The organism is Paenibacillus mangrovi (genome assembly GCF_022898935.1).
GTDB lineage: Bacteria > Bacillota > Bacilli > Paenibacillales > Paenibacillaceae > Paenibacillus_AQ > Paenibacillus_AQ mangrovi.
This window is the reverse complement of record NZ_JALIRP010000015.1, coordinates 53,522-65,928: the sequence shown is the minus strand read 5'-3', so window position 1 is coordinate 65,928 and position 12,407 is coordinate 53,522. Positions and strand designations below refer to the sequence as shown.

The window sequence follows — 12,407 nt, the reverse complement described above, 5'->3', positions numbered from 1 at the left end:
TTTACCATAGGAACGGCGGCTGTGGGGGGGAGAAGAGACAAATGCAACAATTTTCGTCGGAGTCATAGCGGTTAAATGGAAAATAGTTTTATGATACACTATGAAAAGAAATTCATAGAACTAAAAAAACGCAAGGAGATAAATACGGATGAAATTGGTGTCATGGAATGTGAATGGGCTTAGAGCCTGTGTGAATAAAGGGTTTAACGAATATTTCAAGGGAACGGATGCAGATATTTTTTGCGTACAGGAGACGAAACTTCAGGAAGGCCAGATCTGCCTGGACTATGGTGAGGAGTACAATCAATATTGGAACTACGCACAGAAAAAAGGCTATTCCGGCACAGCCGTCTTTACTAAATTGAAGCCTCTTTCTGTATATTACGGTATGGAACAAAATGAGGAAGCGGAAGGCCGCCTTGTTACTTTGGAGTTTGAGCACTTTTATCTCGTGAATGTTTACACGCCGAATGCCAGAAGAGATCTGTCGCGGCTGGAGCTGAGAATGGAGTGGGAGGAACGCTTCCGCCGTTACGTGACAGAGCTTGATACGAAGAAGCCTGTGATTGTGTGTGGTGACCTTAATGTCGCCCATCAGGAGATTGATCTAAAAAACTGGAAGTCCAACGTAGGCAATTCCGGTTTTACGCATGAGGAACGCGGTAAGATGACCGAGCTTTTGGGCGCAGGGTTTGTAGACTCGTTCAGACATTTCTATCCGGAACGCAGCGATGCGTTTACCTGGTGGTCCTTCATGCCGAAGGTAAGGGAGCGGAATATCGGATGGCGGATTGATTATTTTCTTGTTTCTCAGAGACTTGTGCCTGCATTGACTGACGCGAGAATTGATGCGCAGACGATGGGCAGCGACCACTGTCCGATCATTCTTGAGCTTGACGAAGCTAAACTGGGCTTGACGGGTGCTGAGAGCTAATCTAAAAAAAAGGACTGCTCTGCCGGCATATTGCCTGAGAACAGTCCTATTTCAATAGCTGCTAAGATTAGTTAGCCCATACGCCGTTACGGAATACTGGCTCAATCGTGCCGTCTGGCAGTTCGCCGTCAATCTCAAGTTCTTCGGAACCGACCATAAAGTCGACATGCGTCAGACTGACATTGGCACCGTGGGCTAATAATTCTTCCTTGCTGAGTTTGGTCCCACCTTCGATATTCACCGGATAGGAGCTGCCAAGGGCAAAGTGACAGGAAGCATTTTCGTCGATGCCTGTGTTGAAGAATACCCGCTTCATTTGGGAGATCGGCGAGTCAAAAGGAACAAGCGCCATTTCCCCGAGATAAGATGCCCCTTCATCGGTCTCCAGCAGAGAAGTCAAATGTTCGCGTCCGGAAGTCGCATCGTATTCGATGACCTTGCCGTCCTTAAAAGTCAGCTTGATGCCTTCGACGAGGCGACCATTCAGGTTCAGCGGCAGGGTGCTTGTTACTGTACCGTTCACACCCATACGGTGTGGCATCGTGTAGATTTCTTCTGTCGGCATATTGGCGACAAAATAGTTCCCTTCCTCGTTATAATCGCCTCCACCTAGCCACAGATACCCCTCCGGCATTACTACATGGAGATCGGTTCCTGGTGCCCGGTAATGCAGAGCTTTATAACGCTTGTTGTTCATAAATTCCTGCTTCTGCTTCAGGGTCTGAATATGCTCCTTCCAGGCGGAAACCGGATCATTATCCGCTGTTACCCGGTTCATTTGGAAGACGGCTTCCCACATAGCTGCTACCCGCTGCTCTTCAGGAAGATCGGCAAATACCTTGTCCGCCCAGGCTTTCGTTGGTGCTTTGATGAGCGACCACGTGACTTTGTTGTTCCGCACATAGGATTGATATTTTTCACGGGCTACTGCTGCGGCTTTAACCGCTGTCGATACTTTGGAAGAGTCAATGCCGCGGAACAGCTCCGGATCCGGCACCTTAATATGTAATACCGCACCGCCGCCTTCAGCGAGCTGTTCCATGGTGTCCGCCTGCCATTTCGGATAGTAGCCGAAGGAGTCGTCAGGAGCTTTTTCGTAGCGGATCCGGGTAATCTTTTCATCATCCCAGTCGACTTGTACGAATTTGGCTCCGGCTTCATAGGCTTTCGAAACAACAAGACGCGTAAAATCAATAGCTTCCAAAGGTGATTGAACGAGCAGGACTTGGCCCGGCTGAATGTTTACGCCTACTTTGATCACGAGTTCAGCGTATTTTTCCAGCATGTGATTGAAATCTTTCATTGCAATGTGTCCTCCGGTTTCATATGTTTTCTCTACTAGTATAACCCGAATCGAACACTAGTGCTTTTCAGATTTGTGATGAGGCGTTCTTCAGCTTTTGATTGCACCTGCGGCGATGTCCGAAATGAACTGCTTGCTGATAAACAGAAACATGATAATGAGCGGGATGACAGCCAGCAGCGTGCCGGCAATAACGAGTGAATAATCGGTCGAATAAATGCCATTAAGTGAAGCTAGAGCAATCTGCAGCGTAAATTTCCGTTCATCGCTCAGAATGATCAGCGGCCAGAGATAGTCGTTCCAGGCCCCAATAAAGGTGAAAGCCCCGAGAAAGGAGAGAGCAGGTCTTAGAATAGGCAGTGATATTTTCCAGTACAGCCGGAAAAAGCCGCAGCCGTCGATTTTGCCCGCATCTAGCAGCTCCGACGGAATCGATTCTTCCGCATACTGGCGTATCCAGAATATACCGAATGCATTCGCCATGCCTGGTATAATCAGGGCCTTGAATGAGCCTACCCAGCCGAATTTGGCCATAATGACGAAGGAAGGAACAAGGGACAGCTGGGCAGGTGCCATCATGGTGGCGAGCAGAACCACGAAAAGCCACTTTTTACCGGGAAATGAAAACTTGGCGAAGGTGTAGCCGGCCAGAGAATCAAAGAACAGTACCAGGATGGTGCTTGTCACTGCAACAAACAGGGTGTTCAGTAAAGACCGAAAAAAATCGATGCTATCGAAAACGCGGCCAATATTATCGAACAAATGCGTTCCAAACCATAATTTTGGCGGAAAGCTGTAGATTTCAGGCGTGGTGCGGGTGGCCATGACGATGAGCCAGTAAAAAGGAAACACCGAGATCAAGAGCCCCACGATCAGTCCCGCGTATAATAAAACGTTTTTGCTTCGCATCATTCGAATCCCTCCCTTTAGGTGTTGAATGCTACTGGGTTCCTTTTCCCTGAACCACTTTCCAGTTAAGGATGGAGAAGAGGGCAATCAGAACGAACATCCCCCAGCCGACAGCTGATCCGTAACCGAAATAGTTGTTGATAAAGGCTTCGCGGTACAAATAGAGGACGATGGTCAACCCGCCGCCGTTGGCTCCTCCGTCATTACCGACCAGGACCTGTGGTTCCGTGAAAACCTGCATGCCGCCGATGGTAGACGTAATGACAGTGAACAGTATGATGGGACGAAGATTGGGAATCGTAATGCGGAAAAAGGCCTGGATGCCTGACGCACCGTCGATTTTGGCTGCCTCGTACAGAACGGATGGAATGCTTTGAAGCCCTGCGAGATAAATTACCGCATTGTATCCCACCCAGCGCCAGATCACCATGACGGAGACGGCAAGCTGGATGCCCCATGTATGGCTCAGCCATTCTACGGGATCGAGACCAAACAGCGTAAGAATGTAATTCAACAGTCCATAGTTGTTGGAAAAGATCGTACTAAATACGATCGATACTGCGACAAGTGAAGTGACGTTTGGTAGGAAATATCCGATACGGAAAAAGGTGCGGAATTTGACAAAAGAAGCATTGAGCAGAAATGCCACGATCAGAGCCAAGAAAAGCATCGGAATCGTGGAGTAGATCCAGATCAAGAGCGTATTGCCAACCGCTTTCCAAAATTCAGGATCCGTCAGCATGAACCGGTAATTATTCACGCCATTGAAGGTCATGACACCGATGCCATCCCATTTTTGGAAAGACAGATACATCGAGAATAGAATCGGAAACAATCCGAATACGGCAAAGAGTATATAGAAGGGCGATATCGCCAAATATTCCTTGCGGTGCTTCCATATTTCCGAAGATAACTTGCGTTTGGCAGTCACTGGATACGGACGATGCGGCTCCAGCGGTTGACGAAGCGGTTCTCCCATACATTTCAACCTCCCCAGTTGATATGGTGAAAAAGGATAGCATCTTTTAACGGAGCAGTTCTTTTTTCACGCGTTTTAGAGCGTCATTCCAGGCGGTATCCGGATCTTTGCCGAGCGCAACGGATTGTAGCTCACGGCTGACAATGCCATTCACATTCCCGAATTTGCTTCCAAAATACGCCGGCTTGACGTTCCGGGCCGATTCGGTGAAAATCTCGCCGGTGCTCTGACCGCCGAAAAAGTCTTCCTTCTCCTTCATGACCGGTGCATCGAGTGCCTTGGTGGCTGAAGGAAAGAGATTGATATCTTTAAAGGCTGTGACCTGATTCTCTGAATTGAGCAGCCATTTCATCACTTCAAAGGATTCCTTGGGGTACTTGCTAGTCTTCATGATGGCGAGGAAGGAACCGCCGACATTTCCGTCGCCGCCGGGAGCCCGGGCAACTCGCCATTTACCGGCCGTGTCAGGCGCAGCATCCATCAGGATTTGCTTGTGCCATACGGCGCTGACGAAGGATGCGATTTTCCCGTTATTCATTGAGGCATTCCATTCCGAGCTGAACATGTTGGTGTTGGCCAAAACGCCCATTTGAGAAGCTTGAACCGCCAAATCCCAGGCTTTTTTCATCGAGGAATCCGGGCTCTCGCCAATAAAGTTATCATTTTTGTCAAAGTAGATCTTGTCTGACTGCGCATTGACCTGGGAATAGATGTTGCTTATGCTATCGGTCAGTTTTACTTTGCCGCCAAAGGCCTGCTGCAGCTTTTGCCCGGCTTTGAAATAATCTTCCCAGGTCCCCATTTGCTTATGGACTTCTTCAGGATCGGTAGGAAGTCCGGCCTTGCTGAACAGATCCTCGCGGTAGAACAATGCGGTCGGTCCCGTATCAATCGGCATGGCGATCATTTTGCCTTCGGGTGTTACTCCAAGCTGCCATTTCCAATCCAGGTAGTCTGGCTCGATATCTTTCGCGCCAAGCTCGTAAAGATCGTAGAAGTGGTCGGAGCTTGGAAACAGCTCGGTAACCCAATCGTTAAAGGCGACGATATCCGGACCGCTGCCTCCTCCTGCCAATGTCGTCTTAAGCTTGGATTTGAAATCACCGCCGATCTTTTGAGCATTGATGCGCACATCCGGAAATTGAGTCTGCACAGCCTGAATGAGCTTGTCATCAAGAGCGCGATTCCAATACCATAGTGTAAGCGTTTTCTGTTCTGGGTTTGATGAACTGCTGGAGCAGCCGCCGAGAATGAATACAACAATCAGCAGCCAGAAGATGCTTTTGCGGGTCTTGATCATTCACTTTGCCTCCATTTCTGGTTCACTGGTTCAGCAGGGCAACTTTACTCCTATCCACATTTTTCTAAATTATGTATAATCATTATTATTCATTGCTCTTTTTTATTTGTCAACGCTGTTATTTCTTGGCGATTCCATTTTAAAACCAAAGGGAGAGTGAAAGTAATGCTGAATACAGATGTATCTCTGCCAAGAAAAAGCCCAGAGGAACTGGGTATATCACCGAAAAACGTGATCGAGTTTCTAGATGGACTAAAGGCGCATAACATTGAACTGCACAGCTTTATGCTTCTTCGGAACGGGCATGTTGCGGCAGAAGGATGGTGGAGTCCATACGCGCCAGAGCTTCCGCATATGCTGTTCTCGCTCAGTAAGAGCTTTACGTCAACGGCAATTGGCATGGCTGTGCATGAAGGCATTCTGACGCTTGATGATGCGGTGATCTCTTATTTTCCTGAAGATTTGCCGGATGTGGTGTCATCCAATCTTGCTGCCATGCAAATTCGGCATCTCCTCATGATGGGGACTGGACACGACAAGGATACTATGGGTGCCCTGGATAAGGCGGAAGACGGCAATTGGGCCAAGGCTTTTCTACAGCTGCCTGTAGTTCATGAACCCGGCACTCATTTTCTGTATAATACCGGCGCTACCTACATGCTGTCTGCCATACTTCAGAAGGCATCCAGACAGAATCTGCTGGAGTTTTTACATGGACGCTTATTCGAGCCGCTGGGCATTAGCAATCCAACCTGGCAAACCTGTCCGCGCGGTATACATACAGGCGGCTTTGGCCTGAGCATTACGACAGAAGATATCGCGAAGTTCGGCCAGCTGTACTTGCAGAAAGGCGTTTGGCATGGACAGCGCCTAATTGAAGAGAGCTGGATCGATGAGGCGACCGGCAAGCAGATATCGAATGGTAATGGAGGAGACAGTGACTGGACACAAGGGTATGGATACCAGTTCTGGCGGTGCCGTCATGATGTATACCGTGGGGACGGGGCTTTTGGTCAATTCTGTATCGTGTTTCCGCAGTATGACGCTGTCATCGCGATCACTGCCGGTACAAGCGATATGCAAGCCATTCTGAATTGTGTGTGGGATCATCTGCTTGATGCATTCCTTCCTGAGCCTGTAGAAGAAGATGAATATTCTTACAATTTAAAGAGCCGTCTACAGGAGTTGCATCTGGAACCTCCGCAGTTTGAGGAGAAATCAGAGCAGGAAGCTCGCGTTAGCGGAAGGATTTATACGTTAGAGAAGAATGAGCTCAATTTAGACAGTCTCAGGATTGAGTTTGAGCAGGACAGGGCATCGCTACTACTAGAGCGTGGTGAGGGTTCTCACCAGCTTAGTCTGGGACGCGGGGACTGGGTTACCATACCAGCACGGCTGTTTGATCGGCAGGAACGTCAGGTCGCAGGGAGCTTTACCTGGAAAACGCCTTATACGCTGCTCCTTACGATTCGGGGAATCGAAACGCCTTTTTGTTTGACTTATGAGGTTCAATATAACGATGAGGATTCTTTAGAGATTGATCATAGGGTTAATGTGTCGTCCGCTCCCACAGATCCTATTCGGGGAAGAGCATCGCTTGAATAAACCGGCGGCATCATCGGTGTTCTTCTCGGATTTGGCGGTTCCAAGCTCGTGGGAAATATGATGAGCATCAAGACTGCGATTTCCTTGAATTCCGTGCTTCTGGCCGTCGGATTTTCAGCTTTCATCGGTATTGTGTTCGGCGTATTTCCCGCCAGAAAAGCAGCCAAGCTGGATCCGATCGAGGCGCTTCGGTATGAATAAATATGGTCTGAATTTAAAAAGAGCCCTAAACAGGCTCTTTTTCCTTTTCTTTTTCTTTTTCCTTTTCCTCCGGTAAAGTGTGCCATAAGATCACATGGTGGGTGCTACTGATCTTTTCGTAAAAGAGCATTGAATCTTTTTTGATCATATGAATGATCACATGAACGAAAAACCAAGCATTCATGACAAACATCACGATACCAAGGAAAAGCCTGCCGATATCCGGCATGTTGTCAAGCGATCCGACGAGCAGACTGTTGAGTCCAAAGAATACCCAATACAGAAGTCCATAGCGCTTGAACAGGGCGGCTATCGTAATACGCTCACCCATTTTGGTAATACGGATACGTACCAGCCATTTCCCGGGTGTTAGCCCGTTCGTCAACCAAGGAATGAGCATGAAATAAATCCCTGTAGCAACCCAGAACGAAGCACGAATATGCAGCAGTATGCATATAGCCATCAAGATCGACCAGATCGCCGAATCAATCATAAACGCAATGGCTCTGCGGGTATAGGTGACTCTTTTGGTAGACAGATCGATATTTTCATCCAGCTTTTCAATTCGCGGCAGCAGTCCGGACAACCACTCCGCAGCCAGATACCCACAAATACCACCCAGCGTATTCATGATTAAGTCATCCACGTCAAACACGCGGTATGCATGATCATATAGTCCGTAAATACCGGTCAGCTGAGTTGTTTCGAAAAAGAGAGATAGCAGGAACGAATACAGAATCGAGCGGACCCAGCCGGTACGAAAATAATAACGAAGCACCATTCCAAATGGTACGGTCAGGGTGATATTGAATACGACTTGAAGAAAAGCGCGTTCTTTCAGCAGGTGCAGATAAGTTGACGGCTCAGATCCGATGACGGATGTTTCTTTCAAAATATCATGAATAAAGTTCAGGGGAACAAGCTGCAAGGCACCTGAAGCCAGAGCTGCATTATGCCTTGATGTGGGCAGCGGCAGAATCACCAAGAAAAATGCATTAAGCAAGTAGAGCAGAAACAGATACAGCACAAGTGCCCGGACTTTATTCACATATCCGTGTTTTCGGTATTGAAAGATCAGAAACGGCAGTGTAAACAGCAGCGCCGCAAACGGGAAAAACAAAAAGGCATATGAAATGGGAAATAGATAGGAATTTAGCATGATATCATCGCCAACCTTATAATCATAATTCTAGACTGACTTTTCTAGCCGTTTAATGATCATAACATATTAATGGTTTAATTCTGTTTAAATTAAGTTTAAATTTTGCTGAAATTGGACAAGTTTTTATATTCACAAATACGCAGAATAGGTTATACTGGACTATACAAAATGCATCATTTGTTTAAAGTGTTAAAACCACAGGAGGATATGGATGGGACAAGCAGATGGATCATTACAGAAAAAATTAAAGCCTAGACATATCAGCTTTATGGCTATGGGCGGTGTAATCGGAACCGGTATATTCATGGGCAGTGCGGAAACAATCGGTCTGGCAGGCCCTGGCGTTGTTGTAACTTATTTTATTGCCGGACTGCTGCTTCTGGTTGTTATGGCTGCAATGGCGGAAATGGCAACTGTGTATCCGAATCGAAACATGAAGGATTTCGTACGTGAAGCTTTTGGAGAGAGGGTCTCCTTCATTATGGGCTGGATGTATTGCTTCATGTGGTTATCGGTTTGTATTATTGAGATCATTGCCGCAGGAAGCTTTCTGCAGTATTGGTTCTCGGATGTACCGCTCTGGGTGCTTAGTCTGGCAAGCGCGGCCTTTATTATTCTCATCAATTTATTGAGTGTGGGGACATTCGGAGAATTCGAGTTCTGGCTTGCAGGCATCAAGATCGCCATGATTATCATTTTTATCGCGCTTGGAGCGGGTCTGATGTTTGGGATCATTCCGAGTGAGCATACGCCTTACTTACAGAATTATACGAATCACGGAGGCTTCTTTCCGAATGGCTGGACATCGATATTCTCGGCAATGCTGGTCGTGATGTTTTCTTACGGCGGATCCGAGCTTATCGGCCTGACGCTCACGGAAACGGAAAATGCAGAGCGGATCTTGCCTAAGGTTGTAGGTAATTTCATTCTGAGGATTATTTTGTTCTTTACTTTGCCGATCCTTATTATTTGCGGTCTGATTCCGTGGAATGAAGTGGGGCAATCGAGCAGTCCATTTGTGCAGGTGTTGTCAGCAACGGGTCTTGCGAGCGCGGCCCATATTATGAATTTTATTTTGGTGACCGCTGTACTCTCGGCTGCAAATTCGGGAATATACGGCGCGACGCGCATGCTGTTTTCCATGGCTGCTGCAGGTGAAGCTCCTAAGGCTTTTGCCAAAACAAACCGAAAGGGCACGCCGGTCAATACGCTGTTGTTATGCGCGATCATCCTGCTGGCAGGCTCGATGCTGGGCATCTTTGCGCAGGATCAGCTTTTCCATGTGCTTATGGCCGTGCCTGGCTTTGTTGTTCTATTGGTATGGATTTGTATCGCGTTATCCCAGCTGAAACTTCGCAGACAGTACCCGGTTCAGCCTTCATTTAAGGTCTGGGGATTTCCATATATCACGGGCGCCGTCGTCTTATGTTTGGCTGTCATAGCGGTATTCTTTCTGTTTGACCCGCAGAACCGCTTCAGTATCGGAATATGTTTGGCCGTACTGCTGATGCTCATCATCTGGTCCTTCGCCAAATTCCGAACCAAGCGAGATGAGACCGTTTAAGAACGAATGTTCCGAAAATCATTGACATCTCTTTCCACCTAGTTTATATTAATGTCAATACGAACGGATGTGCGGGTGAAGCACCTCGCAGATGGGCCTAAGGCCTTTCTTGCGGGTGCTTTTTTTGCATTCCGGCAGTAACTTTTGATCACGGGAGATGATTTCGTTGCTGAAACAAAAAAACAAATGCAAGCGCGGAGTACCTATGGCTTTGCTCATCATGGTGTGCTTGTTTCTGAGTACGTGTGGACCGACATATGTTCTTGCATCGGATTCGAGCTGGGATGCGGCACTGATCAGTATCGAACAGATGCATGATACATTTTCCGCATTGGAGTCCACAAACAAGCTGGAGAAGCAGCAAATCCAAGAGCTGCACAAGCAAAATAGCGACAAGCTTAAGGAGATCAATACACGGGTGCAGCTCATCGACAAGGTCAAGCTCGATAAACTCAAAACAGAAGCGGACCAGGCACAGAAAAAATACGCCCCGCTGCTAACGGAGTATACCGAGCTTGGTCGGAAGGCGACTGAAGCCAGAAAACGCAAAGACTCAAAGTCGGTTCTCTTGTTTGATCTCAAACGTAACCGTATAAAGCCATCGGTCAATAATGCGCGTCAAGAAATCCAGACGAAGAAGGATGCCTATGCCTCAGCGAAGAAGCAAGCTGCCGCTAAAGCGAAGATCGTCAACGATGTTATAGCTGAGGTTCAAGCTCTAAAGAAGCAAATAACTGCGGAGAATTTGAAAATTACAGAATGGAATAAAGAGAGAGTGGGTGCCGATAAACGGTATCATGCAGCCGTCAAGCTGGGGAATGCTGTGACAGTCGCCTCTGAATTTAAGCTGATGATTGAGGACCTAAACCGGATTCATGATTCGCAGAAGAAGTTAATGAGCTTAGAGAGAGCCATTACCCAAACGCTGCGTACAGCTGAAGCAAAGCTGCCTTCCTGAGCACTCGCCATGTAGAAGCGAAATTATGTATGATAAAAAACCGGAAGAACTCGTAACCTGAGAACTTCCGGTCTATTTCTACTCTTTGAAGCTTAACTGCCAGGAAATCCCGAATTTATCCTGTACCCAGCTGAACTTGTAGGCAAAAGGGTAAGCGGACAACGGCATGAGGATGGCGCCTCCCTCAGAGAGCTTATTGAACGCCTCGGTGATCTCTTCATCGGAATCGCAGGTTACGAACATGGAGATGGCGGGTGTGAACGTAAAAGCATGCTTCACATTACTGTCATTGCACATGAAAGTTTGGCCTTTGAGTGAAAAGGCTGCCTGCTTGACGGAGCCTTCAGCACCCGCCTCATTGGCTCCATAACGGGTAATGCGGAGTACCTCTGACGATTTGAAGATAGAGACGTAGAAATTCATCGCTTCCTCAGCCTGTCCATCAAACATGAGAAATGGGGTAATGCCGGGATTCATATACTAGATCAGCTCCTTTGGGGTTATAACTATCACTTCCATTAGCTTACCGCATTTTTCATGATAACAAAACAATCATCACAAATCACTCTGACGTATCATTCCCGCCGGGAATGCCAGTTATATGAGCTTCGGAAATAGTTTCTTCCTTGATCATCTCAATAAACTCCCTCACCGCTATGGAAAGCCATTTTTTGGGGTGAATCACCATCTGCAAAGATAATTGAATATCAGGATGACTGAATGGAAGCTTCATCAGATCGCCTCTACGAATTTCATCCATAACAGCCATTTCAGGCAGAAGAGAGATTCCGAAGCCTGACATCACACATCTTTTGACCGCTTCGGGATTACCAAGTTCAAATCCGATCCGATAAGGATAACCACTTCGATTCAAAAGCTTTTCCAGCATGATCCGGTAATTACAGCTTTCTTCAGGCATAATCCATTCCGCATGAATCAGATGATTCAGCGTAATCTCATGATGCTGTTCAAGCGGATGTCCTGGTCTGGCAATCAGTATCAGCGGCTCTTTCCGAAGCGTCAGCCAGGTTAAAGACAGGTCGGATGGTTTATGGTCCAAAATCAATCCAAGGTCCAAACTGCCATCTTTTACTCGCTTGATTATGTCTTCCTCGCTCCCAGGATGAAGTTGTACGCGTAACTCCGGATATTGCTGCTTGATCTTTTGAAGGTACGGTGGAAGATAATAAGAGGACAGCGAATCTATGGTACCGATCGAAAGGGTTCCGCCTCCTTGCCTGCTAAGCTTTTCCTTGGACTGCTGAAACAAATCGAGCATTTGGACCGCAAGTGAGAAGAGCTCTTCTCCTGCAGAGGTGAGTCGCATGCCTTTTCCATAACGTTCAAAGAGTTGTACGCCATACACCTTTTCCAGCTTTTGGATTTGTGCCGTCACGCTGGACTGCGCATAACCGAGCTCCTCGGCTGCGCGGGTAAAGCTCTGCCGGACGGCAACCTCACGAAAGGTTTGAAAGTACGCCAAATCCATAGG

At 47.4% G+C, this 12,407-nt stretch carries 12 protein-coding genes; 5 read left to right on the top strand and 7 right to left on the bottom strand.

The annotated features are described in order from the left end of the window. Nucleotides 1-148 precede the first annotated feature (148 nt). A complete protein-coding gene (locus MUG84_RS24470; protein ID WP_244730265.1) occupies nucleotides 149-934 on the top strand; it encodes an exodeoxyribonuclease III in 786 nt (261 codons plus the stop codon). 67 nt (nucleotides 935-1,001) lie between these two features. On the opposite strand, the gene MUG84_RS24465 is transcribed toward MUG84_RS24470, so the two are convergent. The 4 genes from MUG84_RS24465 to MUG84_RS24450 form a co-directional block, all read right to left on the bottom strand. After that, nucleotides 1,002-2,237 carry an aminopeptidase gene (locus MUG84_RS24465; protein WP_244730263.1) on the bottom strand — a complete coding sequence of 412 codons (1,236 nt, stop codon included), beginning with the start codon at nucleotides 2,235-2,237 and terminating at the stop codon, nucleotides 1,002-1,004. Between the two features lie 90 nt (nucleotides 2,238-2,327). Continuing rightward, nucleotides 2,328-3,149: a carbohydrate ABC transporter permease gene (locus MUG84_RS24460; RefSeq protein ID WP_244730260.1), complete on the bottom strand. Its 822-nt coding sequence runs from the start codon at nucleotides 3,147-3,149 to the stop codon at nucleotides 2,328-2,330. 28 nt (nucleotides 3,150-3,177) lie between these two features. Further along, on the bottom strand, nucleotides 3,178-4,125 hold the full coding sequence (locus tag MUG84_RS24455; protein ID WP_244730253.1) for a carbohydrate ABC transporter permease: 948 nt from the start codon (nucleotides 4,123-4,125) through the stop codon (nucleotides 3,178-3,180). A gap of 46 nt (nucleotides 4,126-4,171) precedes the next feature. Continuing rightward, nucleotides 4,172-5,425, bottom strand: coding sequence for an ABC transporter substrate-binding protein (locus tag MUG84_RS24450; RefSeq protein WP_244730252.1), 1,254 nt, complete (start codon nucleotides 5,423-5,425; stop codon nucleotides 4,172-4,174). Between the two features lie 165 nt (nucleotides 5,426-5,590). On the opposite strand from MUG84_RS24450, the gene MUG84_RS24445 reads away from it, so the two are divergent. Beyond that, on the top strand, nucleotides 5,591-7,030 hold the full coding sequence (locus MUG84_RS24445; RefSeq protein ID WP_244730251.1) for a serine hydrolase domain-containing protein: 1,440 nt from the start codon (nucleotides 5,591-5,593) through the stop codon (nucleotides 7,028-7,030). Between the two features lie 9 nt (nucleotides 7,031-7,039). After that, nucleotides 7,040-7,231 carry an ABC transporter permease gene (locus MUG84_RS24440; RefSeq protein ID WP_342346148.1) on the top strand — a complete coding sequence of 64 codons (192 nt, stop codon included), beginning with the start codon at nucleotides 7,040-7,042 and terminating at the stop codon, nucleotides 7,229-7,231. A gap of 25 nt (nucleotides 7,232-7,256) precedes the next feature. On the opposite strand, the gene MUG84_RS24435 is transcribed toward MUG84_RS24440, so the two are convergent. After that, a complete protein-coding gene (locus tag MUG84_RS24435; RefSeq protein ID WP_244730249.1) occupies nucleotides 7,257-8,390 on the bottom strand; it encodes a VanZ family protein in 1,134 nt (377 codons plus the stop codon). A 214-nt stretch (nucleotides 8,391-8,604) separates the two neighbouring features. On the opposite strand from MUG84_RS24435, the gene MUG84_RS24430 reads away from it, so the two are divergent. Both MUG84_RS24430 and MUG84_RS24425 read left to right on the top strand, forming a co-directional pair. Continuing rightward, nucleotides 8,605-9,957 (top strand): amino acid permease, encoded by a 1,353-nt coding sequence (locus MUG84_RS24430; protein WP_244730248.1) that lies wholly within the window; start codon nucleotides 8,605-8,607, stop codon nucleotides 9,955-9,957. Nucleotides 9,958-10,123: 166 nt separating this feature from the next. Next, a complete protein-coding gene (locus tag MUG84_RS24425) occupies nucleotides 10,124-10,915 on the top strand; it encodes a hypothetical protein (RefSeq protein ID WP_244730247.1) in 792 nt (263 codons plus the stop codon). A 78-nt stretch (nucleotides 10,916-10,993) separates the two neighbouring features. Here MUG84_RS24425 and MUG84_RS24420 read toward each other — a convergent pair whose 3' ends face one another. Both MUG84_RS24420 and MUG84_RS24415 read right to left on the bottom strand, forming a co-directional pair. Continuing rightward, nucleotides 10,994-11,392, bottom strand: a complete 399-nt coding sequence (locus MUG84_RS24420) for a VOC family protein (protein ID WP_244730245.1) — start codon at nucleotides 11,390-11,392, stop codon at nucleotides 10,994-10,996. 85 nt (nucleotides 11,393-11,477) lie between these two features. Then, entirely contained in the window at nucleotides 11,478-12,404 is a 927-nt protein-coding gene (locus MUG84_RS24415) for a LysR family transcriptional regulator (protein ID WP_244730244.1), read from the bottom strand. Nucleotides 12,405-12,407: the final 3 nt, after the last annotated feature.